We start from the raw sequence: 23,826 nt of genomic DNA on the forward strand, positions 1-23,826 counted from the left end.
GCATGGCCCTTCCCACTACGTCAGCATCACCAACGACACCGGAGCCTCACTCACCTGGTCCTGCTCCTGGTCCGATCTTCACCTCGCCGCCGGGGAGACAGGTCAGCTGCGAATCCTCGACCAGCCCGACCAGGACTACGGCTGCGTCCCACAAGCAGCGACCCCCTTCGTAGCGGCGGCGCACAACAACGACATCTGCCCGTCACTGACCTCTATGACCGAGGGAAGGCAGTTCACGGCAACCGACTTCGCGAAGACCTACCGCTGCCCGTAGCTGGATACGCGACCGGTGAACGATCCCCTAACGGGACGACCCAAGTCCGATCGAAGGTCAGTAGGCGACGTCAGCGGGCGCTGGCTTCCCGACTCGGCTGTGATCGGGCCGACGGGCTCGGTAGGAAGATCCGGCCAGGAGGACACCTGCAGTCACAGCAGCTAGCGACGTGGCGACGCCGGTAAAGGGCAAGGTGTCCGCGACATCCCACGGGAGAAAGAACGCTCCAGGGTCGGTGAGGGGGTTGATGACCATGAGGAGCCCAACACCAATCAGCGTGACGGGTCGTCCTGGCGAGAGTACGAAGGCGCCGAATATCACGAGCGGGAAGGCGATGGCCCAGACGATCGTTGTGGCGATCCACGTGAAGTCTGACTGTGTGGCGCTGTAGCAACCCTCGTTCAGGCCACCGAGGCACGAGCTCCAGTGCACCAGGAACGCGGCGGCACCAGCAGCCCCGAGCAAGGCGATTGTCCATCCAACCAACTGGCCTGACGTCGCGAGTCGCTTCATGGGCTCAACATAGAACTCGAAGGTGAACCTGAGCTAGATCCACACGGTCGAAGCGAAGGCCACCGCCCCCTCGCCCCGATGAACGATCTCCATACGGAACAAGCGGTCGTTCGACCGTGCCGTGGGCTGCTCAACCGATGATCATGGCGGTACGCAGAGCGAGAACCCAGCTGGTGACGGCGCCGACCACGCCCAAGGCGAGCAGCAGCGACCTCCATCGAGCGTGAGAGCGCCTGCTGGCGCGCATCGCTACGACCAGGAGAACAAGGGTCGCGAGGGCGACAGAGCACAGAGCCGGCCACGCGACGTCAAACCCCGTGCACTGAGGCGGAAGGGACTCGTTGCACGCGAACGAGAATCCGTCGAGGAAGACGCCCGCGACGAGGGCGAGGAGAGTGATTGCGCCCGCGATCGCTGCGGAAGCCTTGAGCGACAGCGTCTGCACAACATCACTATCGGACCAACGGGTGAACGGCAGGAGCGCGCTGGACCACTCGGGTCAGATCCGCATCGGTGAACGATCCTCTTACGGGACGGCCATTGCGCTGACCGGGAGACTCTCCGGCTAACGTGGCTACATGCGGCAGATCGTCCATCTTCATCGGAGGGCCGCTCTCTGTGCTGTACCCGTCGGCGTGGTGCTGGGTGCGCTGCTCGGTCTGGGATTGGTCCTTACGGGTAACTCCGACTTCCGCGAACAGGGCGGGTGGGGCGCCTTCGCCTACTTGATTATGGTGGGCGCCATTATCGGTGGGGTCAGTGCCCTGGCTGCCGTCGCCGGAGGATTCGTGGCGATTCTGATCACTCTGCGGTCGGGACGAGCCACCGAGTCGTCCCCGCTGATCAGCCCTATTGGGCCGGCCGTAGGGTCGAGCGTTCCGTGGGTTGTTGCGGCCGGCGTAGCTGCCGTCGTGGGTGATCCGATGACGGCGGGGATCGCTGTCGGTCTCGGTGTCGTGGCGGCTGTAGTCGGCGGGGTGAGTGCTGCACTACTTCTTCGAGGGGTGAAGTACTCGAGCATCACTACTGCGGCTGACGATTCCGGCGCGCTCACGTCGGTTGTGCAGACGAACTCGAAGACCTGAACGTTCACGGTCATCTGCACGAGGTTTGGGACGCAGCGACGAGCTGTGCAGGCGACCGTGAGGAACGACAGGCGCTCGGTGTCGCGTCTGCGTGCACCGATGAACGATCGTCCACCGGGACGGTCGGCGGACTAGCATTTTCAGCATGGGGCGACGCCAGCACACTAAGGCTCTAGTCCGGTTGGCGTGCGCGGGTACGCTCATGGGCATCTCACTGTGGGTGACCTGGACGACGTCGTCCTACTGGCAGCCATGCACAGGCGCTAGATGGAATGAAATGAACCCGTCCTGCGCTGAGGCCATGTCGTCATACGACCTCATGCCCCTTCTGTATCTCTGGGGCGCCCTCGCTCTCGTCGTTGTAGCTCTGGTGGTCGCACGCCTCGTTCCCTGGGTTCCCGCAGGGGTAGCGACGGTTGCAGCAGTTGTTATCGCCTGCCCTGTGGCAGACCCAGGATTCTTCTGGGTCGAATGGGGCAGCGCCGACAGCACTCCCGGACACGGCCTCTGGACAGCGTGCTGGATTGCAGCAGCCGGTCTAGCCCTCGTCTACCCGTCACGCACCCGGAACCCGAGTATTCGCACAAACACGCCGGATGGAGCAGCTACTACACCGTCCGTCGCTATCTGATCGTTCGGCCCGGTGCACTCCGGGCTGAACACTGCGACGCGATTCGCTTGCGGTGACGCGCTTGCCAGTGGGTCAGGGCAGGCAGCGGAAGGGACGGCGACGGCGCGCGAGAACGAGCAGTGGCCCAAAACGTCGGACCGTCGAACGATTCCCGCACGAGACGTCTCCCGTAGCGATGCCGGTGAGAGCGGCACACCTAGACTCCTCGCATGACCGCTCCGTCATCCGTGGACGTGCCGCGGCGCCGGCGCCGTCCGGCCCGTCGACGCCTGTCCTTCTTCGGTGTCCTAGGCGAGCTGCTGATGACCGCAGGGGTGCTCGTTCTGCTGTTCCTCGCCTGGCAGCTGTGGTGGAACGACGCCGTAATCGCAGGCCGGCAGACCGATCAAGCGGCTGAGCTGCGCCAGAGCTGGGGCGATGGCGCGCCGTCCGCTGAGGTGCCGTCACAGCCGAGCGCTGAGCCGGCCGCGCCTGTTGACCCGGTGATCGCGCCGGTCGCGGCTCTGGACACGACGTTCGGGAACCTCTACATCCCCCGGTACGGCGAGGGGTGGGTGCGCACGATCGCTGAGGGCGTCGACGCGGAGAACGTGCTCGACGTGGGCAGCATCGGCCACTACCCGGGAACGCAGATGCCCGGCGAAATGGGGAACTTCGCGATCGCCGCGCACCGCTCCGCCGCCGGCGGAGGAATGCACCTCATCGATGAGCTGCAACTAGGTGACGCGATCTACATCGAGACCGCCGACGGCTGGTACACCTACCGGTTCCGGAACCTCGAATACGTGCAGCCCTCGGAGGCGCAGGTCATCGATCCCATCCCCTGGACGAGCGACATCGCTCCGACCGATCGCCTGATCACGATGACGAGCTGCAATCCGCTGCTATCGACCGCGGAGCGGATCATCGCCTACGGCGTCTTCGAATCGTGGCAGCCGCGCTCCGCGGGGGCGCCCGCCGAGCTCGCCGCGTCCCTCGCGACCTGACGTCCGGCGTGGTCGCCGGCGCCCTGACGAGGGCGGCGAGCCGATTTCGTGCTGCGGCAGACGTTTGCGGGTCGGGTGGACATGTACAGGATGAACCCGCTTTCGAAGGAGCCCGTCATGACTGCCGCCCCTGACCGAGACCCCCTGGACGTCCTGCTGAATGAGTCCAGCCCCCGCACATCGACAGTGACGGACGACGTCGCCGCCGAGCTGGCCGAGCTGCAACAGCTCGCGGCGGCAGAGGCCCGCGTCAGCCGCCACCGCTGGGCCCGTCCTGCGGTCGCCGGAGTCGCTTCGCTGGTACTACTCGGTGGCATGGCGACAGCGGCCGCCGCGGCGACGGGCGCGTGGTCGCCGTGGGCGGAGACGCCGGACGCCTCGATCACCTATTCGCTGCCCAGCGGTGTCCAATGCGAGGAGCGCATGGGAGACGTTCAAGGGACCGATCCGGCGGCCGTCGCCGTAGTCGAGAACTTCTACCAGACGACCGACATCGACGCTCTCCTCAGCGACGGTGCGCTCGAGGAGACCGTCGCGCAACTGCGCACCGAGGACCAATCCTTCATCAACGCTGACGGATCCCGCACGTCGGCCGGCTACGGCACCGAGTTCTACAACGCCGACCGGGAGTACTCGACCGCGGTTGGACGCATCATCAGCAACGCCCTCGACGCCGAACTCGCTGCGCAGAACGTCGACGTCGACGCCGCGAACCTCAGCATCGCGGGCGAGGCCCGCTGCCCCGGAGCGACCTGGTGACCCGCCAGAAGTCCGATGAGGCGGAGCGACTCGCCGAGGCGCTGCGCGTCGCCTCGCCCGACTTGCTCAAGTACCTGCAACGCCGCCTCCCTCTCGAGGACGCCGCCGACGCACTCGGGGACGTCATGCTCACCGCATGGCGCCGTGTCGGCGCCCTTCCCCGCACCGCGGAGGAGTCGCGGATGTGGCTGTTCGGCATCGCCCGGAACGTCCTCTCGAACAGCACCCGCACTGAGAACAGGCGAGCCGACCTCTCCAGCCGGCTCCGCGGCGTCCTCACGACCGCTTCCACCGAAGGACGCCCCGCCGACGAAGGAGTCGACGTGCGCGATGCGATCGCCAGGCTCGCGCCAGAACAGGCCGAGCTCGTCCGCCTCATTCACTGGGACGGCTTCTCCATCACCGAAGCCGGACAACTCCTCGGCGTCCCCGCGTCCACGGCACGCACCCGCTACCAACGAGCACGAGAAGACCTGCGGTCGACCCTGGCGGCATCACGAGCAAGCGACGACGACGCCAAGCCCCTCCGAGCGGTCCGCTGAAAGCGTCCCGCAGATCGATCCCCATGCGGGACGGTCAGATCACCGGGGTTGATCCGCCCCTCCGAGCCGCGGAAGCACGCCCTCTACGCGCGTGTCCCGTCAAGCAGTCGCATGTGCTCCTCCTCGCTGGCCCTCCGCCAGCCGTAGGGCGCGACAACCACGTACGTCACGCCGCCCTCCTCAACTCGGAGTCGTCCGCCGGAAAGCCCACCGGTCCCCACCTCTTCATCGATCCACACGAGCAGCTGCGAAGTCCAGTCCGCAGCATCTCGCGGGGTGGCATAGATCCAGGGCTGATCATTTCCCGACGACGGCAACGCGATCCTGATCCGAGCCGTGTGACCGCCGACCTGCACAAGCCGAAAGTCGAGCAGACCAGCGACCAGCCGCACGTCATCGATCCGGTAGTCGTACTCCGAAACCGGATGACGCCGCCGCATCCCGACAGCCTCGAGCGCTGCGGCAAGCTCGGCGTCCAGCAACATGCGCTGATCCTCCCAGACGCCCGGCCAGCGATCCTCTTACGGGACGTAACGCCTTCCGTGGGATGGCTCAGTCGGCAGATGCCGCGACTGTCGGCGGTTCGAGGCCGAGTCCTTCGCAGAAGGGGCCGGTGGGCTGGCCCGCTCTGTTCGGGAAGACGCCGAGCCTGGTGTCCGCGAGGACGCAGACCGTCGGGTTGGGTACGTCGATGGGTCCGCTTCCCGGGTAGGGCTCGTCGGGGACGGCGCTCCAGCTCGCTTCGCATCGTTCGAGGGCGGCGGCGACCCGCTCCGACAGTGGAAGCAGCTCGAATGTGTTGCGGTCATCGTCCACGAGGCTGCTCGTGCCGTGGTCCGCGCGGACGTCGGCGACGGAGTAGCAGTCGAAGCTCGTGTTCGCTTCGTCATTGCTGGCCTGCGTGACGGCAATCGCGGCGGCGCTGGTGCCGGTCGCGACGACGGCCGCGAGGCCGAGACCGACGAGGCGGCGGCGCTTGGTGGAGCGGTGGCGGGCAGCGATGTCGGTGAGGATGGTGGCGCGCATCCTGGTGAGCTGTTCCGTGGTCGGGCCGAGGTCGTGGGTCATCAGTTCTCCCTTTCAAAGGGGCGCAGGGTGGTGCGGAGTGAGGCCCGGAGCCTGCTGAGCCGGTTACGGATGGAACCGTGGGTGGAGCCGAGTGCTTTCGCGGCGTCGGCGTAGCTGCTGCCCTGCTCGATGCACAGGTAGTACAACGCTTGATCGGTGTCGGAGAGCTCGGAGACGGCTTCCTTGATCGCCGCGGCGAGCTGGCGCCTCGCGACTTCCTCGTCAGGGGTGCCGCGTCGATCCGGGTGCAGGGACAGGTCCGCGTCCTCGGTGCGGTTCCGTGCACGGGTCTTGGTTCGGATGAGGTTGAGGGCGGTGAACCGTGCGGTGGTAAGCAGCCACGGGAGGGCGGATGTGTCTACGATCGCGACGTCGTTGATCCGCGTCCACGTGGTGAGGAATACGTCTTGCACGACGTCTTCGGCGTCGGCGGGCGCGCGGACGATACTGAGGGCATAGCGGTAGGTCGTCGCCGCGTGCCGGTCGTAGAGCCGGCCGAACGCCGCCCGGTCGCCTCGGCGCGCGCCGTCCATCAGGGCGGCGTCATCGGTGCGCGCCGCAGCGTCTCGCGCGAGTGCTGCTGCTTCTGGTGGCGTGCTCATGCTCAGTGGTGTCCGATCCGAGCCGATCGTCTCAGACGAGATCCGCTTCGCAACTGTCCGGTCAACCATCCCCATACGGGACGCGCCCCGCACCTGCGTAACCGGCGACCAGCCCCCAGGACCTAGCCTCTGCCTATGCCTTCGCAGACATTCGATCGTGACGACCGCCGGCATCTAGCTCACGCGCTGCAGGCCGGCATGACGCACGGCAACATGAACACTTATCAGGAAACGTTCAACCTCAACACAACTGGCAATCTGCCTACTCGCAGCGCCGCGATCATCAGGCACATCTTCGAAAACGAAGCAGACACCGATCGGTACGTTCTGGATCTGCTCAACGCGCTCTACGTCGATCATCCTGCCTCCGAGTTCCGGATGGACTCTGACGCCTACCGCACTCTCGAAACCAGAGTGCTGAACCGCCACGGTGTCACGCGGACGTCTCAGGGGTACGTCCTGCCCGACCAGGGACAGCCGACAGCCGCAGCTCCCGCGTCCGCTGCTGAACCGGCGCCGCCCGCCACCCTTCCCCTCCCACCTCGGCCAACCGCTCCAACTGACCTCGATGCTCGCAAACGCGTAGCGGTGATCTACGGGCAGGATCAGAGGGCGCGGACGGCGATGTTCACCTTCTTGCGAGCGCTGCACCTGGTGCCGTTGGAGTTCGAGACGATCGTCAACGACTCAGGAGAGGGCAGCCCCTTCACCGGGGCCGCGATCGACTTGGCGTTCACTCGGGCTCAGGCCATCGTCGCGCTCATCACGCCTGACGAATGGGCGGCGCTTCACCCAGACCTCGGCGTGTCGATCCGACGACTTCAAGCTCGACCCAACGTGATCTTCGAAGCCGGGCTTGCTTTCGGTCGTGTTCCGAGCCGGACCATCATCGTCACCTACGGGGACAGTGATCTGTGGAGCGATATCGACGGTCGACACCGCGTGGCGATGGACAACTCCCCTGAGCGCCGACAGGCGCTTCGGGATCGACTGCAACAAGCAGGATGCCTCATCACCCACGTCAGCTCGGACTACCTGTCCGCCTCAGGTGGCGGAGATTTCTCCGACTTCGCACGTTTGAGGTGACGGTCGGCGCCGACCGCGTCGCCACGGCATTGCGGCTGGGGTGGGCCGAGCCTGCGCTTGCAGTCAACCAGCCGGGGTCGCGTCCGGATAGTGCGCTCAGGAGAGGTCGGCCGCGCCGTCTCCAATGAAGCGAACGACGGCCGTTTCTTGCATGTCCTGGGGCTGCCAGAACAGGTAGTACGCCTGATCTCGGCCCCGCACTCGGACAGTGACAACGAAGGCGTTTGCTGGGCGGATGAGCTTGTTGCGCAGACGCCAGTGCCCCGGATCGGCGGGGTCATCTCGTTCGAGGAGGTCAAAAATCTCATCGAACGCGTCCGCGAGGTCGGGATCCTGCGCATCGTATAGGGCGAACTGCGCTGTTACTCGCGGGTCCATCTTGAGGTGCATTCACTCATCCTACACCCGTTTGCCCCATTACCCCAGCTCCCACTTGCGGCGCGACGGTTTAGGGGTAAACTGGCACGCACAAGACGGTCCCAGAGCGGACCACACAGACACAGACACAGACACAAGAACTGAAAAGTAGGCGACCATGAGCACCCTCATCCAGGTCGACGGAAGGAAGCGCGTGAGCCTCGGCAAGCTTGCGCAGCACGGCCAGTACCTCGTGACCGAGGAGCCCGGTGGGCGCCTCGTTCTTGAGCCGGCTGTTGTCCTGACCGTCGCTGAACAAAACTTCCTCAACGACCCCAGGCTCGTTGCGGCCCTTCAGGAGACCGCAGATACGAGTACGGCAACCGATGGGCGGCCCGCGCGCCGTCACAACGCATCTAGGGCAGCCTGATCGCGATGCCAAAAGGCCGGAGTCCGCTCGGGCTCCGGCCTTCCTCGCCTAAGGCGCAAGCCAAAGCCAAAACACCTGCTCAGCGCGCGTCGAGGGTCGCTACCGTAGCTGCATGAGCGACGAGCCTGATGGAACTGACGCACCTGAAACGCTGACCGGATCGACGTCGAGCACGAGGGGTCCTCGTTCGGAGTCTCCGAAGCAGCGTTACCTCGACCAGCTCATTGCTGAGGACTACGACAGCATGGGCGAAGGCGCGCGCCGAGAGATGCTCGAGGACTGACCTCGGATCTCGTGCCTGCGCGTCGCGGGGTACCGTCGTAGCCAGCAATGTCCGCGGTCGAACCTAGGGTGGGAAAGTGAAACTGCTGCCCGGCGACTCCGCGGAACTGCGCAAGGCGCGGGGCGCGTTCTTCACGCCGCCTGCGATTGCTGAACACCTGGCCGAGTGGGCCATCCGTGGGGATGCGGGCGCGAGTGTCCTCGATCCCACCTGCGGCGAAGCGGTGTTCCTCATCGCCGCAGGCCAGGAGTTGAAGCGCCTCGGGCAGACCGCCGGCGACCTCGACAGCCAGCTCTTCGGCGTTGATCTTCACGAAGCGTCCCTCGTTGAAGCGATGACGCTACTGGAGGACGAGGGGCTGGACGGGACGCTGATCGCGTCTGATTTCTTTGCCGTGCAGACCCCAGACATGCTCGGCGCGACCGTCCCGTTCGTTGACGCGGTGATCGGAAACCCGCCGTTCGTGCGCTACCAGGAGCACGTGGGCGTGTCCCGGCGCCTGTCGGCGGAGGCGGCTCTGCGAGGCGGCGTCCGCCTCAGCGGCCTCGCGTCCTCATGGGCGGCGAGCCTGGTGCACTCGGCCGGGTTCTTAAAGCCCGATGGACGGCTGGCGATGGTTCTGCCGGCGGAGCTGCTGACGGTCGGATACGCCGAACCGATCCGCGCGTGGCTGCGGAGCCGATTCGAGCGCGTGAGCCTTGTGCTCTTCGAACGACTTCAGTTCGAGGGTGCACTGGCCGACGTCGTGCTCCTGCTGGCCGAGGGTCGCGGTGGTTGCGACTCGTTCTCGCTGTATCACGTCGACTCCGCCGACGACCTCGCTCAGCTCCGCCCGTACACGCACACGAACGTCACCCCGCCGACGTCGGGTAAGTGGACTGACATCCTCATCCCCAAGAAGCAGCGGGGCCTGTACCGCGAGGTCATCGGCAGCCACTTCTCCGCACTCGGTGACTACGGGCGCGTCGAGTTGGGTGCCGTCACCGGCGGCAACTCGTTCTTCGCACTGACTGAGGCGACGCGGCTTGAATACGGGCTCGCGGAGAGCCAGCTCGTCAAGATCAGCCCACCCGGAACTCGCCACTTCCACTCGTCCGTGTTCACCGCGAAGCACTGGCAGGAGCTGCGCGAGCGCGGTGAGCGCGTGTGGCTCTTCCGGCCCGCGCCCACCGACGACTCCGATGCGCGCCGCGCGTACACCGCCTACGGCGAATCCCTGCACGTCAACGAGGCGTACAAGTGCCAGATCCGATCGCCGTGGTGGCGTCCTCCGGTCGCGGCTCCGCCGGACCTCTTCTTCACCTACATGAGCCACAACTACCCGCGGCTGATCACGAACACGGCGAAGGTCGGGTTCCTGAACTCCATGCACGGCATTCGGCTCCACGCTGACGCTTCGGCGGACGCCGCGGCCGCGCTGCCCCTGCTGTGCTTGAACTCCGCGACCATGCTCGGCGCGGAAATCAACGGCCGCTCCTACGGCGGCGGCATCCTGAAAATGGAGCCGCGCGAAGCAACCAGTCTCCCCGTCCCCAACGCGAGCGTCCTGGCCGCCGCATGGGCGGAACTGAAACCGATGAAGTCGAAACTGGAGAAGCAGCTCGCCGCCGGTGAGTGGACCGAAGTCGCGAAGCGCGTCGACGCCGCAGTGTTGGGTACCGGCGTCGGACTGGCCGAGGCCGAGATCGCGGAACTCCTCGAAGCAGCACGGCAGCTTCGATCCCGCCGACTCAACCGAGGAGAGTGACCCCATCGCGGACATCGATTCCCCCGAAGACCTCGACGCGCCAGGAGATGTGGCTGACGCGCGGCGCGCATCCCGGGACCCTGCTGATCAAGCGCGAGTCGAGGCCCTGGTCGGGAATCCCGCCCAGAAGCTCCTCCTCCTCAAGGAGCGGATTCAGGACGAGCACATTCGCGAGTTCAGTCGCGTCGAGGTCGACTTCCTCGACCTGCTGTGGTCGATCGACACCTACCGGCGCGAACACGTCATCCCCCGCACCCCGCGAGCGGTCGGAGCCGCCGTCGACAAGGACGAAACCGGCGAAGGCCTCTACCGCAGCAAAGGCAACTGGTTCTCCGAAATCATGGCCCTGATCCTCGGCAACAAGACCACCAGCGTCCTCGCGTCCAGGAGCAAGATCGCCGGCTTCTCGCAGAACCACCAGATCGACATCGCCTGGCCCGACCGCGACACAGCAGTTTTACGCGATCCCCTCATCTGCTGTGAAGCGAAGCTCACCGGAGCACCTGGAGTGAAGGGCGGCAAGCCCCGCGGTGGTCTCGCCGACTGGACCAACCGGCGCAAAGAACTGAAGTTCCAGGCAACGGACCTGAAACTTGCTCGGCACAGCACCAGCATCCACAACTGGAACGCGTGGAGGAAGAAAGCCGATCCTCGGGTATACACCCTGTGGGCCGCGCGACTCGAAAGCGTCACCGGTAACCATGATGAGGCGAAGCAGTACGCCCGCATGGTGAAAGAAGCACAGATCTTGACCGCCACCTACTCCGATGGAGTGGGTATCTACGCATTCAAACCCGACGACCTCAACCAGCGGTACGTTCCGGTGACAGTTTCGACCGATGCCGCTGCCCGGGTTACGACCTTGGATGAAGTACTGGATGAAATTGCGGGGGAAATCAAAGAACGGATGGAGGAGCACGGCAACCGTGTCCCACCTCCCCGCCCGTCACAGCCTCCTCTCGCCATCGACATCTCAGACGACGACTCCGACCAACTTCCGTCGTCCTGACTGGTGTCGGGGGAGCGTGAGGGGGTCGCCCCTCACGGGCCGGCCCGGGAGGCCGGCCCGCACCGCTCACTGGCGCGACCTGGCGCTCGAAGCGTCGATGGTCCCGGCAAGGCGGCGGATGATTTGCAGGGCGTGAGCGTGCTGCTCGGCGGTGATTCCGACGCTCTTGGTCGGGGAGTAGTCGAGCAATCCGGGCGATCGGAGCCAGTTTGCGGCGACCTGCGCCTGTGGCTTCCGCAGGAGTCGGGCAGTCTGGCGGAGGTCGCGCAGGATCGGGTTGTTCCGCTGAGCGCTCATCAGGCGTCCGTCTCGGTCGTCGCAGGAAGGCCGAGGAGGTCGCGCACGCGCGCTTCCTGCTCCGGGGTGAGGGGCACGGTGTCTCCCGTGTCGGCGTTCCCGCCGAGGACCACGGCGCTCCCGTAGACGGGGCTGGGGTAGCCGAGGAGGTTGGCCAGGAACGTCGCGGGGCGGTTAATGGTGCTCCCGTTGATCATGCCCTCGTCATCGACCCATAGATCGATCCCGTGCTTGCAGCGGATCACGTCAAACCAGTGGCAGCCGATCGCCGCCTGCAACTCAGCGACGTGCGCTTCCTCTCCCGGGTCCGCAATGCTCACCGTCTCGAATTCATCGGCCGTGATGCGAATGGCATCCATCTCTGCTCTCCCTTACTGATCGTTTTTCTTTGCCTCTCCGGCGAGTGAAAACCAATTGAGTGGAGCTGGCGGAGTGCTGGCTCTCTCGGGCGAAATAAGGGAGCTTGCGACCGCGTCCGAGAGAGACGGCACGCAGCCGGCGGAGCGAAATAGGTTGAAACCGCGGAGAGGTGAAGAAAACAGAAAAAGAGCCGCGTAGCGGCTTCCTCTTGGCGGTGCTCCGTCACCGCTGCGCGGGCAAAGCTCGCGCCTGAAAGAGAAAGCCAGAGGAGCTGGACCGAACTTGCCAAGTTCTTACGTGGACTAGGCAAAGCCAGTGGCGGCTGAGTTCAAGCGCCTGTGTGGTGTCTCACGGGCCTACAGGTTCGAGCGGGAGACTCCATCCCTCGGGCTTGTCGACGGCCTGGCCGTCGCGGTCGGTGAACACGTAGAAGTAGAACGTCGAGAGCCGCTTGTCGTTGTTGCCCGACAGGGCGCCGGCCGAGTAGAGCCGGCTCGCCCACGACTCCCCCACGGCCGCCTGCGCCCATGCGGCGTACTCGTCAGTGTCGAGGATCTCTGAGTTCCCGACGAGGAGATTCGAGCCCTTCACGGACACGCTGACGAGCGAGAGTGCCGGGTCGACGCCGGAGTCGGGTTCGAGCTGCGCGGCTGGGCCGCGGTCCATAATGACCGACACCTCTGCACGCCGGTTGGTCAGTGAGCGACCGCGCAGGCGCGGGAGGCTCGACGCGCGCGCTCGCGCTGCGGCGATCGCCTGGGCGTCGGTCATGCCGGCGCCGGCTATCCGCTCCCCCGCGTCGGTGAAGAGGGTGCGCTGCATCGCGCGGATGTCGCGCTCGTGCTTGTTGACGATCTTGCAAACAAGTGCCGAAACCATCCTCGGATTTTACGGAGGAGGACGCGCGCCCCTCAGCCGAGCGTGGCACGCTGGCGACATGAGTACTCCCCGGACTCCTCGGACGCCGCTGGCGTGGACCGCGTCGATCGCGAACGGCGGGGTGTGGGGCGGGCTGTCGCTGATGTTCCTCGGAATCGCAGGCGAGCAGACCTACGCGGCGTTCAGCGGTGAGTGGTTCAACGTCCTGGGCTGGGTGCTGATCGTCGCCGTCGCCGTGGGCCTGGCGGTCGTCGGCGTGATCGAGAACCGGAACATTCGAGCGGGGAAGACCTACAAGCCGCGACCCCGCCGCTGACGGCCGTTCGGGCGCGCCTGGCCGTTCCGGGCGTGCGGCGAGCGGTCGAGGGGGCTCTCCTCCTCGGGGCCGGTCCGACGAGGGCCGGCCCTGCATGTTCGGTGGGTCACTCCCCCATCGGTCGGCCCTGGGGCAGCTCGCGCGCTCCAACGGACGGGAACGGCTGGCCTCCGTTGTACTGAGCTTCGAGCCTCGCCACCTTCTCCATCACCGCGTCATTGATGAACTGCGAGAGAGTGCGGGTGCCTTCTTGGACCTGGGTGTGTCGGATCGCGCCGCGTACTCGAGACGTGTCCACGGGGTCCTGGTAGAAGCTCACCTTGGGCGGGTACTTCGGCTTCGTCATCGGCTTCGCGGCCGGCGTCTCCTGCTGTTCGATCGCGGGGGCCGGCGGCGCCGACCGAGCCGGGCTGTCCTGCGGAGCCGGCGGCTCTGCTGCCGGCTCCGCAGCCGCGATCTGAGGCGGGGTGATGGGATTTGCTCCGGCCAGGCTGGACTTACGGGGTGCGGGGCGGTTCACGGGCGTTCTCCTTCGATGCTGGCCAGGTGGTCGGCGTAGATGGCGCCGAGTGCGGATGCTTCGGCGCTCCCCCACTCGTCCAGGCCGCGGGCGGCCTCGGTCGCGTCCGCGATGACGACGCGCTTGGGGATCGGCGGGAGTAGGACACTGAGGCCCCGGGCCTCCGCGGCGCTGCGCAGCTCTTCCAGCCACGTCGCGCCACTGACGGTGCGCTCTTCGTGCTGGTTGACGATGATTCCCGCGACGCGCAGCTCGGCGTTGTAGTAGCCGCGAACGTTCTCGATGGTGTCGAGGAGCTGCGCGAGCCCGTTGGTGCTCCACAGCTTCGAGTGGGTGACCACCACGACGCCCTGGGCGGCCGTCAGGCCGTTGATCGTGAGCTGATCCAGCGACGGGGCGCAGTCGATGAGGATCAGGTCGTAGTCGTCCGCTACGGCCGCGAGAGCGCGGCGCAGCCGCCCCTCTCGCCCCGCTCCGGCGATGACCAGCTCGTCGCGGACGTAACCGAGAGTGACGCCGGTGGTGGGCACGACATCGAGCCCCGGCCAGACCCCCGCCACGATGACGTCGCGCAGTGTCTCTGGCGCGCGCTCGCTGAGCGCGTCTGCCAAGCCTGCCTGGTCGTCTGCGACGCCCTCGGCGGCGGCCACGGCGGTGAGGTTGCCCTGGGGGTCGTTGTCGACCACCAACACTCGCTGTCCGCGCAGCACTGCGGCGCGGGCTAGATGGAACGTGGTGGTGCTCTTGCCCACACCGCCCTTCTGGTTGCAGAGGGCGAATATCTGAGCGGTCATGGTGGTACCTCCAATGAGGAACAGTACTGTTACCGGGAGCCTAGCGGCAATCCCGGTAACAGTACCATTCGGGTTAGTTTGCGATAAGGGCCGCGTCGCCAAGGATCGCGGCCTGCGCCTGCTGCGCGAGTGCCCACCGGTCGGCCAATGCGGCCTGGTCTTGGGGTGAGTAGTCGCCGTGCTCGGCCTGGTACTTGAAGTCCTCGTAACCGCGCTCAGCGAAAGCCAGCAGCGCCTCCACACCCGCGCGCAGATCGTCGGAGACGACGAGCGTCCGCGCGTCGTCGACGTCGATCGTCAACGGGTCGTAGAGGTTCGTCAGGCGCAGCACGTACCCGGCGGGCGTGAGGTCGACGTGCGCGCCGAACACGGTGCGCTCCTCGTTGTCCTCGAAGTCGACGCGCCCGAACGTCTCGCGCTCGCTTGTGGGCTCCCAGAGCTGCGGCTGAAGCCGCTCCCCCGTGTCGTAGGGGGTAAGTGCCGATGCGGTCATGGCGTGATCCTCTCTCCTGTTACTACTAATAGTACTATTCGAGTTATTGTGAGTCAAGCGCGAGCGGGGGTGAGGAACGCGACCAGCGCGGCGGCGTAGGCGGTGCCGTCGTCAGTGACGGGGAACCCGCCCGGGCCACCCTCCCCGGGGAGGGCGAGCGTGTTGCGGACGTGCGCGAGGATCGCCGCATCCGAGTCGGACTCGAACGACTCGGGCTCGTCCTGGCGGTGGGTGGCACAGATGAGCGCGAGCTGGTCGGCGCTCGCGCGCCCACCGTCGACGGTGGACGCGCTGCGGTCGGTCTGAGGCTGGTTCTTCATGATGCTCCAATGCTGGTAAAAGTACTATTTAGGTCGGCTGGGATGAGCGGTGCTATCCGAAGGCGCCAGCCCAGCACGCGGGGTGGGTACCCGAGATGAGCAGCTCGCGCTGGTCCGCCGGGACATCCGGCAGCACGTCCTGGATGGGCGTTCCGGTCCGGTAGAGCGCCGCCTGATTGGCGGTCAGCTCGACGCGGCTGGCCTCGCCGCAGAACATGCACTTGCGGGTGGTCACTGTTGTGGTGGTCATGTGGTCCTCCAAACCTTCTACCCCTAATAGTACTATTGCCGCCACCGGATGGCAACGGCAATAGTACTATTGGGCTCAAATTTCTTCGGTGTCGGCGTCCTCGTCGGCGGTCAGCGCGTCGGCCAGGGTGTGTGCAGCGCGCAGCACCCGGGCGGCGGTGCTCTTGATCGTCTCGGGCTCGCCGTTGCTCCAGTTGGCGACGTATCCGATGCTGTAGGCGCTGGTGTCGAGCCCGAGAATCCCAGCGACGACGTACGCGACGCTCTCGGCCTCGGTCTCCTTGATGCCGCGGTGCTCGATGTACTCTTCCTCGTCCTCCTCGGCGTGGAGGATGACGTGCGCGGCCTCGTGCAGCGCAGTCTTGGCGGCCTGGGCGGGGGAGAGGTTGGCGTCGATCACGACGCGGCACGTGCCGTCCGTGGTCGTGTAGCCGTTGGCCTCACCGGGGATGTTCTCGCGCTCGACGGTCCATCCCTCCTCGGAGAGGTAATCCTCGACGGCCGCCGTGATGCCGAGCAAGTCGTCACCCGTGAGCCGCTGTGCGAGCGCCTGGGGGTCGCCCGCCTCGGGGTCGATGAGGTCCGTCTGGCTGATGTCGAACACGGAGAGGATGGGGAAGAACCGAACGACCTTCTGCCCCTCCTCGTCGGTCGTCGTCTCCTCGCCCTCTGCGACGTCCTCGGCGGCTACCTTCTTCTGACGGAAGCCGAAGATTCGGATGCCGCGCTCGCCCTTCCGCACCTGGCGGCCGAGCGCCTGCCACTTGCGGAACCCGGCGACGCGGCTCGCGGTGGGCATCTGGCTGAGTATCAGAAGAACGTTGTTGAGCGAGTAGGAGTGGAACGCCTGCGCGAAGGTCAGGAAGCGCGTCCACTGCTCCGTGCCGCGCAGCTCCTCGACCTGCTCAGCGATCGACGCTTGCAGCGCCTCGGCCTGCTCGCGGCGCTCTTCGGCGGTCTTGGTGCTGGTGATCTTGCGGGCCATTTCGGTTACCTCCGTTGATGGTATTAGTACTGTTAGCTCTCGCTGTCCCCCACGTTTTTTTGCCGTGGAGGCGGTTTTCCGCCTTAGCAACCGGAGGGCGTAGTGCAACCCGGAGGGCGGCGGGGGAGAGAGTTTCGGCGCGAAATAAGGGAGCGCAGCGACCGCGTGCCGAAAGTCTCGGAGGAGCCGGTGGCGGAGCCACTTGAACGGAGCCCGTAGGTGGCTACGAGGGAGCGCAGCGACCGAGCCGCCGAAGGCTTCACGGCAAAGAAACGGCACCCGAAGGGTGCATTTAGTCGGCCGGCTCGCCGGCCGTCCCTCACGACGCGCAGCGTCGAGGCTCTATAGAGCAGCCGGCGCCGACCTGGCTTCGACGGCAGAGGCCCAAACCCAGAGCCGGCGGCTGGTGTCGCGGTCCTGCCACTCGACCATGACGGCTCGGGCGGTCCAGGCGATCGCGAAGCCCTCAACGCGAACGGGGGTGCCGGGGTAGCGGACCCAAGCCCAGACGGGCAGGGGAGTGGCGGCCCAGGTGGGCCGCTGCCGGGTCTTGTCCAACTCGTCGTCGGTCAGGCCGATGGGGTGGCCGCGGCCGGCCGTCTCTTCGATGCGTCGATCGATCTGTGCGCCGACGTGGCGCTCGTAGCGTCGGTTCGTTCCCACGCCGCCAGTAGAACATATGTTCGAACGCGTGCAATCGACGTCATGCGGCGGTCGAGGACCACCAGAGCGAGCCGGGGGCGAGCATGCCGGTGCGTCCCCAGTGCAGCGCCTCGCGGTGATCGCCGCGGCCGGCGGCGTCGCGGGGGTAGAGCGGCCAGACGCGCTCACCAGCGGTGCTGTCCTCGAAAAGGGGACGGCTCGACACGTGTCGGCGTCGCGGTCGTTGCCTGGGGGAGGAGGAGCGGTGGGCGAGCTCGGCTAGCCACCAGGCCCAGACTTCGCGCTCGACGTCGTAGCGGTGCGCTCGATCCTTCAAGGCTCCGTCGACGCCGATCGCGCGAGCGGCGGCGGTTCGGAGGTCACGCTTGGCCTGGGTCCAGCCGTTGGTGTGCTTGATGATCAGGCGGTGGGTGCGGAGGCGGGAGAGGGCTGTGGCGGCGGTGCGGGTAGTCACTCCCAGCAGCGTGGCGGCGGCGTCGACGGCGAGGGTTCCTTCTCGGCGCAGCAGCGCGTACGCCTTCCCTGCCAGGTGTCCGAGACCGCCGCGGGTGAAGAGGTCGTGCCGAGTGTCCGTGAGGTCGGCCTCGAGCGTGGTGAGGAGCATGGTTCGTTCGGTGAAGAGCGGCCCGGGGGGGCGGGGGTTATTAGTGGTTGTGACCGGACCTTGCAGGGAGCCTGTGGAAAAGTGTTCGGAGAGTCGCCATTCGCTGGCGTTGGATCCGTCTGCGCGGACGGCGAGCTGCACGTAGCCGTCCTCGCGCAGCGTCCGCAGGGCGCTGGCGGCCGTGGTGCGGCCCAGGCCGGCCAGGAGGGCGAGGTCACGGATAGATGCGGCGACGGTGCGCTTGCCGGTGTGCAGGGTGAGGTAGGCCAGGGCGGTGAGGATCGTCTTCTCCGACGTCGCCCGCTCGGTCCTGCCCCACCGGCCCGGGCTCACCCGGAACCGGTCGAGGAGGGCGCTGACGGCGCCGACGAGGCTGTCCAGCTCCGCCAGGTCGCTCGGCTCGCGCTCGGGCGGGAGAACGGCGTGCAGCGCCGCGTACTGGCGGGCCTTCTCCCACTGCCGCGCCAGGCGCTCGGCGGCCTCGTCGCGGGCGCGGGGCCGGCGGTGGCCGCGGCCGGTGTTCTTGGTGCGGTAGTGCTCCATCCCGGGAGCGGTGCGAGCGGCGTGCTCGACGTCGGTCAAGGACCAGCCGGCGTGCGCGGCGGAGAGCAGGCACATGAACGCGGTCCACGACGGATTCGCGCCGCCTCCAGGCGTGGCCATGTGGGCGGCGCCGGCAGCGCTGAGCGCTCGGTGCGTGTGGTGTGCGGTGGCGGTGGGTACTGGGGGAGTGGCGTCGACGCGCCGCGGCGGCCGGGACGCTTCGAGGGCGTCCGTGACGGCCTCGATCGCGGCCGCGGTGACGGTCTTGTCCAGCAGCTCCTCTGCGCGGCCGCGGAGGACGCTCGAGAAGCTGCCGTCGCGGTGCGGGGACAGCGGCGGGCGGGCGGCGCCGGTGCGCGGGTTGCGGAGCATCCCGTGGTCCAGGGTGCGGAAGTTTGCTCGAGCGGCGATCGCCAATCGGGCCACCAGCTCGGCCGGAGCGCCTTCCGCGAGAGCGACCCACAGGTGCCGGCCTCCGGTGCCGGAGGACTGGCACACGACGTGAGCGACCTGGTGCGCGTCGAGGACGGCAGAGAGGGCGTCGCAGTCGTCTGCGGCCTGCTCCATGAGGTCGGCGTCGACGCCGTGGGAGTCCTTGCCGTCGAAGTCGAAGCACAGCAGCCGGAACGCTCCGGCGTCGTCGGTCAGATAGATCGCCCACGGCGCGGCCGGCGCGACGGCGGAGACGGGGAACGCGGCCGGATAGGCGTTCTCGTCCAGGCGCCCGTAGGCGTCCGGACGCATCGTGCGCACCGCGGCACGGGGGCTCAGCCTGCGCGTCAGTGCCCAGGGCGCCGAGAAGGAGTCAACTTCGGCGTTTTGGGCGTGCGCAGACACAGCAATGTGGCTTACGATGAGGTCACTTCTCCTCCCTCGGGTGGGGATGACGAAGGCCCGGCCTGAGAAACCGGTACTTCTGGAACTGCTTCACACCTGTTAGCCCTGGTAAGCGAGGGTGTGAAGCGAGAGCTTCTAGGCCCGTCGCGTGAGCGGCGGGCCTAATGCGTTAAGTCGTGGTGATCGGCAACTCCTCGTTCGGCTCGGTCTCAGAGGTCCACCACACCGGCAGCCCCCGAGAATCGACCTCGATGCTCTCCACCAGCCGTTCGAAGAACACAGCCGACGACACGTTGGCGTGACGCGCGAGCTGATCGAAACGATCCTTCGCCGCGCGCTCAACCTTCCAGCCGGTCGCTACGGCGTCATTGAGCGAGCCGCGAGGTCGCCTGGGAGTAGCCATGCCTGGAAACATACCGCTGTCGCTAGCGATCGCGAGACGCGCTGCCCGGTGTGTCGCCGTCACAGGTCGAGCGAGCGTCGCGCGGCGACCACGAACGACGCGATCGAGTTGGGGTCGACGCGGAGGTCTTCGCCCAGATGGATCAGGAGCCCCAACCGGTCGAGCGCTTCGACTTTGAGGCGCACCGCGGACGGCCGCAGGCGAGTAGCGCGCGCCAGCAGCGCCGGCGATGCCGCCGTGTCCGCGAGGAAGCTCAGCACACGGGTCATGTCCGGCTCGACAAGCGTCTGGATAGCTCCAAGCGCATCAGTGCCGTTCCCGGGGCCAAAGGCCTTCGTGCTCATCATCGATGCGCCCCCAAATCTGTCAACGAATATCCGTGCGGGTACTGGGCCGACCCCGTTACGCCTTGCATGAATCGCGGGCTTGCGGGACGGGGGGCGCGCGCCGTGAGGCGATTCCGCACGCTCATTGCAGCAGCGGAAAGCGCCGAGACAACGGCGTTGGTTCGAGGAAGTCCCAGCGCCTGACTCACGCGCTCATCGCCAATCCATGTGCTGAGGATCAGCCGCGCAAAGGGGCGGACAGGCTTCGGCATAGTGGAGCGGATGACTCCGACTGTCCAGTCGGTCAGCTCTTGCCCCTCACGCGACCAGGCAATCCGATCCTCCTCATAGGAGCAATAGAAGGAGGTCGCGGCGTCGACGTCCCCTGGAACATTTCTGAGACCCATTACGCGGCCAAGGTTCGCGTAAAAGTCGATTGTTGAAACCTGCTCCGCCGACGTCAGCTCACGCCACCCATGCTTCTCTATCCACCGAATCGGTACTATTGCAAGACTGAAGAGAACGTAGAGGAAATCTTCGCTAGGCGCTTTCACATGGCGATGAGCCGAGACAAGTAGGTCGATCATCTCGAGCGCGCGATCTGACTGAAGTTCTCCGTCGATGAGCTCGTAGAGAATGAGCGCAGTGTCTACTGAGCGTTTTCTGGGATCCGACTTGATAGCGCCTGAACGGTGGAGCGTCCGGGCGATCGACGGGACAGCGAAGGACCGGTAGTAGCTGAGCATGAGACCGATCTGCGCGTCGCGAGGCAGATCGAACATCACGAGCTGACGGTAGGTGTCGGCCCATGCCTCGCGCGGCGCAGCCGCGAGCGCACGGAGCCGTGCGGCGTGCGATGCGTGCATGGAACCACCCCCCGTCTGGCCGCTAACGACCGGTGTTGTACGTGTTCAATGAACCATAATGTGTCCGTGTGGTCAAAACAGGTACGCGCCCTCGTGTCGAGGGTGATGCTCGCTGCAAAGCTTCCGCGACCCCTGACCGCGGAGAGCCTGCTCGCCTACATGGAGGACCTCTGCGGAAGAGACATCGTGTTTCGTGACACACCTCCTGCTCTCCTGCATGGGGGAGTGGTGAGCTACTGGCAGCGGACAAGTAGCAATAAGAACGTCATGTATATTCCCCACGACACGACGCGTCTACACCGCAAGCACAATCTGCAACATGAATACGGACACGTGCTGATGTGGTTCTTTCTCGATCAACAGGAGGTAACGATTGGGGTCGATCGGGAGGACCTAGCGGAGGCCATCGCAGACGCCCTCGCGAAGATACAGGCGGCCGACGCGCTGGACCAGTCAATGCAACGCAATATCGGTTTTGGCGGAACGCTATGGTGACCATTCTCGAGTGGGTCATCGTTGCAGCAAGCGCTCTTCCAGTCATCGCCCTAATAGCGACACGGAATGCCTTCAAATATCCTTTGTTGACGATCGGGTGCGTGGGCTTTGCGATACTCCTCGCTCTAAAGAATACGCTCCTTTACACAGGAGTCGATCATGCTTTAGGTGGTTACAACCGAGCCGTTCTACTAATGCATATGGCTGGACTGGTAGCAACCATCATCTTTGATGACATAATCATGCGTTCTGTCAGCTCTACGAACAATCGGATGCGTCGGCGGTTCACTGTCTACTCGCTTGGTCTAGCAGGCGCGTGTCTACAAGTGGAAATTTTCGCAGCCAGCAACTGGCCCGTTACTGATGTCGAACTCATCCACTATGACCACGAAACGTCGGCGCTCGCCTTCAAATCGGTGCTCTGGCTTTCTCTCATCATGACAGCAAGCATGGGACTCGTTGCCTGCCATAGGAATCTCCGTGTTCATTCCGGTTTCCATCGTCGGCTGCCTATCTACCTGATCGCCCTCGGTTGTCTCGGAGTGCTGCTGGTAACTCTGCTCGTTGCTAGAGGCTGGGTGGATTCGGACCACATCTCCAAAGGGACGGATCTGACCCTGTCACTGGCGGGCGGTGCCTTCCTCGCGGCCGGCTTCAGCTACGCGCCGATTACTGACCGGTGGCGGGCTCGTCAGCAGCACCAGCGCGAGCGATACCATTTGGTCAAACTGAGGCCAATCTGGACGGACCTTACGACACAAGTTCCGGCGGCGCGACGCCGAAACGGTGGTCCGGATGATGACTACAGCGAGCTGTACGGCTACCTCTCCGAGTGCGAGGACGCCCTACTGCTGCATGCGAATCTCTCTGGCGACCAGTACAGAGTGTTAGAAGAAGCCCGCGCCTACGTGCACGAACGACAGGGAGTACCTCATGACTGATTCCGAGTCAGGAGCGGGCACCCCCACGAGCCCGGGCGGGATCACCGTCTCGAAGGAGGAGCTGGCGCAGCGTCTGCGACTCGCAACCGACCGCTACGAAACCATGCACGGGCGTCAACCGTCCTGGGCCGTGGTGGAGGAACACGTCAAGGCCGCAGGGGTCGACCTCTCTCGCACCAAATGGCACTACATGCTGTCCGGCTCTCACGTCCTCGCAAAGGACATTGGCGTGTTTGAGGCGCTGGGCGATCTGTTTGACATTCCTTCCACCTTCTTCTATCGGGCCGAAGAAGATGTGCCGCCGCGTCTCCATGAGGCCATGCCGGCCATCCTCGACCTTCGGAGAAATCGAGTTCGAAGAGAAATGCGCTCTATCGGGGAGATTTCACCCGAAGCAGAGGCGGCAATGGAACGCATCCTTGCGGAGCTTGAAGCGGAATAAGCCAGCTACGGCGTGTGATTGCTCTTGATCCACGACGTGAAGCCGTTAAGGACTTCATCAAATCGCTCGGTGTCTATCGAGTACATGACCGACACCCCGCGACGTCCGCCGGGTGGAAGATGAGTACTCACGCGGACGATACCGGCACTTTCGAGCGTTGAGAGACAGCGCGAAAGTGATGCGTCGGTCATATCGACGGAACGTTTCAGATCTCCGAAGTACATGCCGGTTTCGCCCCACAATGCGCGGATGACTTCGCCGTTTTTCTTCGCCAGAACGGCTTGAGTCAACAGAACCTCCGGTGGCAAGGCAGGCACATCGGGGGCGCCGGGCTCGGAGGTCATCACAACATCATGGCGTATGGGGTCCCCGCCGAGACATCTTCGGGTATCGATGTGGAAGCAAGACTGCACTGAATGAGTTCAGGATGTCAACTCGTGCAATTATGACCCCATAGAGTGATATCTTCGAGGTGTGGGGGTGGCTGTCGCTCCTGCTCATCTCGCAGGGGGCACAACTTGGGTGGAGTTCACCAGCGGACCGTAGGTGAGCAGCGCGCACGCGCACTGCTGCTTGGGGTGTCCGTCTCGATCGCAGGACTCCTCTCTGCATGCTCAACACCCGCTGACCCTCCGGCGGCGGAGACCTCGCAAGCTCAGATGCCGACCGTCCTGGCCAGTCCTGACGCCACCGAGGGTTCGCCGGCGCCGGTCCCATCAGCGACCGAAGCGGCACCAGTCGACGCCGAGCCGGCGCCGGCTCTGAACGTCGAGGCTGACACTCTTGCGATCGCCACGGCCGCTGTCGCGGCATTCTGCCGCCCCTCCGTGGACTACGACATGTGGATCGCTGAGCTGTACCCGTTCCTCAGCCAGCAAGCGGCGGTCGCCTATGAAACGGTCGACCCGGCCAACGTGCCCTGCACGAGCCTCACGGGCGCTGCGACCGTCCGTGACGGCGACGGCGCGTTCACGATGCGCATCCTCGTGCCCACGGATGCAGGGGAGTACTCGGTTTACGTCCACCGCACCGACGAGGCAGGCCCCTGGGCCGTCGACCAGATCACTCCTCTGGCATCGGAGTAATCCAGTGGCGAAGGGGGGACTGGGGGTACTGGCGTT

At 65.6% G+C, this 23,826-nt stretch carries 36 protein-coding genes; 15 read left to right on the forward strand and 21 right to left on the reverse strand.

The annotated features are described in order from the left end of the window. On the forward strand, positions 1-274 hold a 274-nt coding region (locus C5C71_RS17800; protein ID WP_181135074.1), incomplete at its 5' end, for a hypothetical protein. Positions 275-331: 57 nt separating this feature from the next. On the opposite strand, the gene C5C71_RS13080 is transcribed toward C5C71_RS17800, so the two are convergent. Together C5C71_RS13080 and C5C71_RS17645 are read right to left on the reverse strand one after the other, a co-directional pair. Next, positions 332-787, reverse strand: a complete 456-nt coding sequence (locus C5C71_RS13080; RefSeq protein ID WP_104263612.1) for a hypothetical protein — start codon at positions 785-787, stop codon at positions 332-334. A 130-nt stretch (positions 788-917) separates the two neighbouring features. Continuing rightward, entirely contained in the window at positions 918-1,232 is a 315-nt protein-coding gene (locus C5C71_RS17645; RefSeq protein WP_104263611.1) for a hypothetical protein, read from the reverse strand. A 133-nt stretch (positions 1,233-1,365) separates the two neighbouring features. Here C5C71_RS17645 and C5C71_RS13090 point away from each other — a divergent pair, with 133 nt between their 5' ends. The 4 genes from C5C71_RS13090 (at position 1,366) to C5C71_RS13105 (ending at position 4,790) form a co-directional block, all read left to right on the forward strand. Continuing rightward, a complete protein-coding gene (locus C5C71_RS13090; RefSeq protein ID WP_146076974.1) occupies positions 1,366-1,872 on the forward strand; it encodes a hypothetical protein in 507 nt (168 codons plus the stop codon). Between the two features lie 840 nt (positions 1,873-2,712). After that, a complete protein-coding gene (locus tag C5C71_RS13095) occupies positions 2,713-3,489 on the forward strand; it encodes a class E sortase (protein ID WP_104315594.1) in 777 nt (258 codons plus the stop codon). A 117-nt stretch (positions 3,490-3,606) separates the two neighbouring features. Beyond that, entirely contained in the window at positions 3,607-4,248 is a 642-nt protein-coding gene (locus C5C71_RS13100) for a hypothetical protein (RefSeq protein WP_146076973.1), read from the forward strand. Beyond that, the gene (locus C5C71_RS13105; RefSeq protein WP_104263609.1) at positions 4,245-4,790 is read left to right on the forward strand and encodes an RNA polymerase sigma factor; all 546 of its coding nucleotides are present in this window, start codon (positions 4,245-4,247) and stop codon (positions 4,788-4,790) included. Before C5C71_RS13100 ends, C5C71_RS13105 begins: the two co-directional genes overlap by 4 nt. Before the next feature lie 83 nt (positions 4,791-4,873). On the opposite strand, the gene C5C71_RS13110 is transcribed toward C5C71_RS13105, so the two are convergent. From C5C71_RS13110 to C5C71_RS13120, 3 genes are all read right to left on the reverse strand, one after another. Next, positions 4,874-5,275, reverse strand: coding sequence for a hypothetical protein (locus tag C5C71_RS13110; protein ID WP_104315595.1), 402 nt, complete (start codon positions 5,273-5,275; stop codon positions 4,874-4,876). 67 nt (positions 5,276-5,342) lie between these two features. Then, positions 5,343-5,858: a hypothetical protein gene (locus C5C71_RS13115; protein ID WP_104263426.1), complete on the reverse strand. Its 516-nt coding sequence runs from the start codon at positions 5,856-5,858 to the stop codon at positions 5,343-5,345. After that, positions 5,858-6,529, reverse strand: coding sequence for an RNA polymerase sigma factor (locus C5C71_RS13120; protein WP_181065556.1), 672 nt, complete (start codon positions 6,527-6,529; stop codon positions 5,858-5,860). Before C5C71_RS13120 ends, C5C71_RS13115 begins: the two co-directional genes overlap by 1 nt. 66 nt (positions 6,530-6,595) lie before the next feature. Between C5C71_RS13120 and C5C71_RS13125 the strand changes: the two genes are divergently transcribed. Further along, entirely contained in the window at positions 6,596-7,546 is a 951-nt protein-coding gene (locus C5C71_RS13125; RefSeq protein ID WP_104263459.1) for a TIR domain-containing protein, read from the forward strand. 96 nt (positions 7,547-7,642) lie between these two features. Here C5C71_RS13125 and C5C71_RS13130 read toward each other — a convergent pair whose 3' ends face one another. After that, positions 7,643-7,936: a hypothetical protein gene (locus C5C71_RS13130; RefSeq protein WP_104263428.1), complete on the reverse strand. Its 294-nt coding sequence runs from the start codon at positions 7,934-7,936 to the stop codon at positions 7,643-7,645. Positions 7,937-8,081: 145 nt separating this feature from the next. Here C5C71_RS13130 and C5C71_RS13135 point away from each other — a divergent pair, with 145 nt between their 5' ends. From C5C71_RS13135 to C5C71_RS13145, 4 genes are all read left to right on the forward strand, one after another. Next, the gene (locus tag C5C71_RS13135; RefSeq protein ID WP_104263429.1) at positions 8,082-8,333 is read left to right on the forward strand and encodes a hypothetical protein; all 252 of its coding nucleotides are present in this window, start codon (positions 8,082-8,084) and stop codon (positions 8,331-8,333) included. Between the two features lie 112 nt (positions 8,334-8,445). Further along, positions 8,446-8,616: a hypothetical protein gene (locus tag C5C71_RS17650; protein ID WP_181065555.1), complete on the forward strand. Its 171-nt coding sequence runs from the start codon at positions 8,446-8,448 to the stop codon at positions 8,614-8,616. A gap of 76 nt (positions 8,617-8,692) precedes the next feature. Continuing rightward, entirely contained in the window at positions 8,693-10,363 is a 1,671-nt protein-coding gene (locus tag C5C71_RS13140) for an N-6 DNA methylase (RefSeq protein WP_104263430.1), read from the forward strand. A 49-nt stretch (positions 10,364-10,412) separates the two neighbouring features. After that, positions 10,413-11,372: a hypothetical protein gene (locus C5C71_RS13145; protein ID WP_104263431.1), complete on the forward strand. Its 960-nt coding sequence runs from the start codon at positions 10,413-10,415 to the stop codon at positions 11,370-11,372. 66 nt (positions 11,373-11,438) lie between these two features. On the opposite strand, the gene C5C71_RS13150 is transcribed toward C5C71_RS13145, so the two are convergent. The 3 genes from C5C71_RS13150 to C5C71_RS13160 all read right to left on the reverse strand — a co-directional run bounded on the left by C5C71_RS13150 (position 11,439) and on the right by C5C71_RS13160 (position 12,908). After that, positions 11,439-11,669 carry a hypothetical protein gene (locus C5C71_RS13150; RefSeq protein WP_104263432.1) on the reverse strand — a complete coding sequence of 77 codons (231 nt, stop codon included), beginning with the start codon at positions 11,667-11,669 and terminating at the stop codon, positions 11,439-11,441. After that, a complete protein-coding gene (locus C5C71_RS13155; protein ID WP_104263433.1) occupies positions 11,669-12,028 on the reverse strand; it encodes a DUF3846 domain-containing protein in 360 nt (119 codons plus the stop codon). Before C5C71_RS13155 ends, C5C71_RS13150 begins: the two co-directional genes overlap by 1 nt. Positions 12,029-12,377: 349 nt before the next feature. Continuing rightward, the gene (locus C5C71_RS13160; RefSeq protein WP_104292760.1) at positions 12,378-12,908 is read right to left on the reverse strand and encodes a hypothetical protein; all 531 of its coding nucleotides are present in this window, start codon (positions 12,906-12,908) and stop codon (positions 12,378-12,380) included. Between the two features lie 58 nt (positions 12,909-12,966). Between C5C71_RS13160 and C5C71_RS13165 the strand changes: the two genes are divergently transcribed. Continuing rightward, complete coding sequence (locus C5C71_RS13165) at positions 12,967-13,224, forward strand: hypothetical protein (protein WP_104263435.1); 258 nt, start codon at positions 12,967-12,969, stop codon at positions 13,222-13,224. A 106-nt stretch (positions 13,225-13,330) separates the two neighbouring features. Here C5C71_RS13165 and C5C71_RS13170 read toward each other — a convergent pair whose 3' ends face one another. The 11 genes from C5C71_RS13170 to C5C71_RS17310 all read right to left on the reverse strand — a co-directional run bounded on the left by C5C71_RS13170 (position 13,331) and on the right by C5C71_RS17310 (position 20,746). Beyond that, positions 13,331-13,744 carry a hypothetical protein gene (locus C5C71_RS13170; protein WP_104263436.1) on the reverse strand — a complete coding sequence of 138 codons (414 nt, stop codon included), beginning with the start codon at positions 13,742-13,744 and terminating at the stop codon, positions 13,331-13,333. Continuing rightward, positions 13,741-14,538 carry a ParA family protein gene (locus C5C71_RS13175; protein WP_104263437.1) on the reverse strand — a complete coding sequence of 266 codons (798 nt, stop codon included), beginning with the start codon at positions 14,536-14,538 and terminating at the stop codon, positions 13,741-13,743. Before C5C71_RS13175 ends, C5C71_RS13170 begins: the two co-directional genes overlap by 4 nt. Positions 14,539-14,611: 73 nt before the next feature. Further along, on the reverse strand, positions 14,612-15,031 hold the full coding sequence (locus tag C5C71_RS13180; protein ID WP_104263438.1) for a hypothetical protein: 420 nt from the start codon (positions 15,029-15,031) through the stop codon (positions 14,612-14,614). Positions 15,032-15,084: 53 nt separating this feature from the next. After that, positions 15,085-15,351 carry a hypothetical protein gene (locus C5C71_RS13185; protein ID WP_104263439.1) on the reverse strand — a complete coding sequence of 89 codons (267 nt, stop codon included), beginning with the start codon at positions 15,349-15,351 and terminating at the stop codon, positions 15,085-15,087. Positions 15,352-15,403: 52 nt separating this feature from the next. Continuing rightward, positions 15,404-15,601, reverse strand: a complete 198-nt coding sequence (locus C5C71_RS13190) for a hypothetical protein (RefSeq protein ID WP_104263440.1) — start codon at positions 15,599-15,601, stop codon at positions 15,404-15,406. A 75-nt stretch (positions 15,602-15,676) separates the two neighbouring features. Further along, positions 15,677-16,585 carry an ArdC-like ssDNA-binding domain-containing protein gene (locus C5C71_RS13195; protein ID WP_104263441.1) on the reverse strand — a complete coding sequence of 303 codons (909 nt, stop codon included), beginning with the start codon at positions 16,583-16,585 and terminating at the stop codon, positions 15,677-15,679. Between the two features lie 342 nt (positions 16,586-16,927). Beyond that, positions 16,928-17,248 carry a hypothetical protein gene (locus C5C71_RS13200; RefSeq protein ID WP_104263442.1) on the reverse strand — a complete coding sequence of 107 codons (321 nt, stop codon included), beginning with the start codon at positions 17,246-17,248 and terminating at the stop codon, positions 16,928-16,930. Positions 17,249-17,288: 40 nt separating this feature from the next. After that, entirely contained in the window at positions 17,289-19,139 is a 1,851-nt protein-coding gene (locus C5C71_RS13205; protein ID WP_374953064.1) for a hypothetical protein, read from the reverse strand. Between the two features lie 262 nt (positions 19,140-19,401). Beyond that, positions 19,402-19,635, reverse strand: a complete 234-nt coding sequence (locus C5C71_RS17305) for a hypothetical protein (RefSeq protein ID WP_146076972.1) — start codon at positions 19,633-19,635, stop codon at positions 19,402-19,404. 59 nt (positions 19,636-19,694) lie between these two features. Further along, complete coding sequence (locus tag C5C71_RS13210) at positions 19,695-19,982, reverse strand: hypothetical protein (protein ID WP_104263444.1); 288 nt, start codon at positions 19,980-19,982, stop codon at positions 19,695-19,697. Continuing rightward, complete coding sequence (locus C5C71_RS17310; protein WP_146076971.1) at positions 19,979-20,746, reverse strand: oxygenase MpaB family protein; 768 nt, start codon at positions 20,744-20,746, stop codon at positions 19,979-19,981. The genes C5C71_RS13210 and C5C71_RS17310 overlap by 4 nt, the downstream gene beginning before the upstream one ends. A gap of 147 nt (positions 20,747-20,893) precedes the next feature. Here C5C71_RS17310 and C5C71_RS17315 point away from each other — a divergent pair, with 147 nt between their 5' ends. The 3 genes from C5C71_RS17315 to C5C71_RS13215 are packed head-to-tail and all read left to right on the forward strand — an operon-like array spanning position 20,894 to position 22,705. After that, complete coding sequence (locus tag C5C71_RS17315; protein ID WP_146076970.1) at positions 20,894-21,322, forward strand: hypothetical protein; 429 nt, start codon at positions 20,894-20,896, stop codon at positions 21,320-21,322. Further along, positions 21,316-22,263, forward strand: coding sequence for a hypothetical protein (locus C5C71_RS17320; protein WP_146076969.1), 948 nt, complete (start codon positions 21,316-21,318; stop codon positions 22,261-22,263). The genes C5C71_RS17315 and C5C71_RS17320 overlap by 7 nt, the downstream gene beginning before the upstream one ends. Further along, on the forward strand, positions 22,256-22,705 hold the full coding sequence (locus C5C71_RS13215; protein WP_104263445.1) for a hypothetical protein: 450 nt from the start codon (positions 22,256-22,258) through the stop codon (positions 22,703-22,705). Before C5C71_RS17320 ends, C5C71_RS13215 begins: the two co-directional genes overlap by 8 nt. A gap of 5 nt (positions 22,706-22,710) precedes the next feature. Here C5C71_RS13215 and C5C71_RS17325 read toward each other — a convergent pair whose 3' ends face one another. Further along, positions 22,711-23,049 carry a helix-turn-helix transcriptional regulator gene (locus tag C5C71_RS17325; RefSeq protein WP_146076968.1) on the reverse strand — a complete coding sequence of 113 codons (339 nt, stop codon included), beginning with the start codon at positions 23,047-23,049 and terminating at the stop codon, positions 22,711-22,713. Between the two features lie 315 nt (positions 23,050-23,364). Between C5C71_RS17325 and C5C71_RS13220 the strand changes: the two genes are divergently transcribed. Beyond that, a complete protein-coding gene (locus C5C71_RS13220) occupies positions 23,365-23,790 on the forward strand; it encodes a hypothetical protein (RefSeq protein ID WP_104263446.1) in 426 nt (141 codons plus the stop codon). The last annotated feature ends 36 nt before the right edge of the window (positions 23,791-23,826 follow it).

Source organism: Rathayibacter sp. AY1C1, from assembly GCF_002932105.1.
GTDB lineage: Bacteria > Actinomycetota > Actinomycetes > Actinomycetales > Microbacteriaceae > Rathayibacter.

What these genes read in the sequence shown, in the direction of transcription:
- C5C71_RS13165 (WP_104263435.1), top strand. Translation starts at nt 12,967, where the DNA reads ATGAGTACTCCCCGGACTCCTCGGACGCCGCTGGCGTGGACCGCGTCG.
- C5C71_RS13120 (WP_181065556.1), bottom strand. Translation starts at nt 6,529, where the DNA reads ATGGTTGACCGGACAGTTGCGAAGCGGATCTCGTCTGAGACGATCGGC.
- C5C71_RS13080 (WP_104263612.1), bottom strand. Translation starts at nt 787, where the DNA reads ATGAAGCGACTCGCGACGTCAGGCCAGTTGGTTGGATGGACAATCGCC.
- C5C71_RS13150 (WP_104263432.1), bottom strand. Translation starts at nt 11,669, where the DNA reads ATGAGCGCTCAGCGGAACAACCCGATCCTGCGCGACCTCCGCCAGACT.
- C5C71_RS13185 (WP_104263439.1), bottom strand. Translation starts at nt 15,351, where the DNA reads ATGAAGAACCAGCCTCAGACCGACCGCAGCGCGTCCACCGTCGACGGT.
- C5C71_RS13100 (WP_146076973.1), top strand. Translation starts at nt 3,607, where the DNA reads ATGACTGCCGCCCCTGACCGAGACCCCCTGGACGTCCTGCTGAATGAG.
- C5C71_RS13090 (WP_146076974.1), top strand. Translation starts at nt 1,366, where the DNA reads ATGCGGCAGATCGTCCATCTTCATCGGAGGGCCGCTCTCTGTGCTGTA.
- C5C71_RS17305 (WP_146076972.1), bottom strand. Translation starts at nt 19,635, where the DNA reads ATGGCTACTCCCAGGCGACCTCGCGGCTCGCTCAATGACGCCGTAGCG.
- C5C71_RS13130 (WP_104263428.1), bottom strand. Translation starts at nt 7,936, where the DNA reads ATGCACCTCAAGATGGACCCGCGAGTAACAGCGCAGTTCGCCCTATAC.
- C5C71_RS13095 (WP_104315594.1), top strand. Translation starts at nt 2,713, where the DNA reads ATGACCGCTCCGTCATCCGTGGACGTGCCGCGGCGCCGGCGCCGTCCG.
- C5C71_RS13180 (WP_104263438.1), bottom strand. Translation starts at nt 15,031, where the DNA reads ATGACCGCATCGGCACTTACCCCCTACGACACGGGGGAGCGGCTTCAG.
- C5C71_RS13220 (WP_104263446.1), top strand. Translation starts at nt 23,365, where the DNA reads ATGCCGACCGTCCTGGCCAGTCCTGACGCCACCGAGGGTTCGCCGGCG.
- C5C71_RS13155 (WP_104263433.1), bottom strand. Translation starts at nt 12,028, where the DNA reads ATGGATGCCATTCGCATCACGGCCGATGAATTCGAGACGGTGAGCATT.
- C5C71_RS17325 (WP_146076968.1), bottom strand. Translation starts at nt 23,049, where the DNA reads ATGACCTCCGAGCCCGGCGCCCCCGATGTGCCTGCCTTGCCACCGGAG.
- C5C71_RS13215 (WP_104263445.1), top strand. Translation starts at nt 22,256, where the DNA reads ATGACTGATTCCGAGTCAGGAGCGGGCACCCCCACGAGCCCGGGCGGG.
- C5C71_RS13110 (WP_104315595.1), bottom strand. Translation starts at nt 5,275, where the DNA reads ATGTTGCTGGACGCCGAGCTTGCCGCAGCGCTCGAGGCTGTCGGGATG.
- C5C71_RS13190 (WP_104263440.1), bottom strand. Translation starts at nt 15,601, where the DNA reads ATGACCACCACAACAGTGACCACCCGCAAGTGCATGTTCTGCGGCGAG.
- C5C71_RS17650 (WP_181065555.1), top strand. Translation starts at nt 8,446, where the DNA reads ATGAGCGACGAGCCTGATGGAACTGACGCACCTGAAACGCTGACCGGA.
- C5C71_RS13160 (WP_104292760.1), bottom strand. Translation starts at nt 12,908, where the DNA reads ATGGTTTCGGCACTTGTTTGCAAGATCGTCAACAAGCACGAGCGCGAC.
- C5C71_RS17320 (WP_146076969.1), top strand. Translation starts at nt 21,316, where the DNA reads ATGGTGACCATTCTCGAGTGGGTCATCGTTGCAGCAAGCGCTCTTCCA.
- C5C71_RS13210 (WP_104263444.1), bottom strand. Translation starts at nt 19,982, where the DNA reads ATGATGAGCACGAAGGCCTTTGGCCCCGGGAACGGCACTGATGCGCTT.
- C5C71_RS13125 (WP_104263459.1), top strand. Translation starts at nt 6,596, where the DNA reads ATGCCTTCGCAGACATTCGATCGTGACGACCGCCGGCATCTAGCTCAC.
- C5C71_RS13205 (WP_374953064.1), bottom strand. Translation starts at nt 19,139, where the DNA reads ATGCGTCCGGACGCCTACGGGCGCCTGGACGAGAACGCCTATCCGGCC.
- C5C71_RS13115 (WP_104263426.1), bottom strand. Translation starts at nt 5,858, where the DNA reads ATGACCCACGACCTCGGCCCGACCACGGAACAGCTCACCAGGATGCGC.
- C5C71_RS13175 (WP_104263437.1), bottom strand. Translation starts at nt 14,538, where the DNA reads ATGACCGCTCAGATATTCGCCCTCTGCAACCAGAAGGGCGGTGTGGGC.
- C5C71_RS13135 (WP_104263429.1), top strand. Translation starts at nt 8,082, where the DNA reads ATGAGCACCCTCATCCAGGTCGACGGAAGGAAGCGCGTGAGCCTCGGC.
- C5C71_RS13195 (WP_104263441.1), bottom strand. Translation starts at nt 16,585, where the DNA reads ATGGCCCGCAAGATCACCAGCACCAAGACCGCCGAAGAGCGCCGCGAG.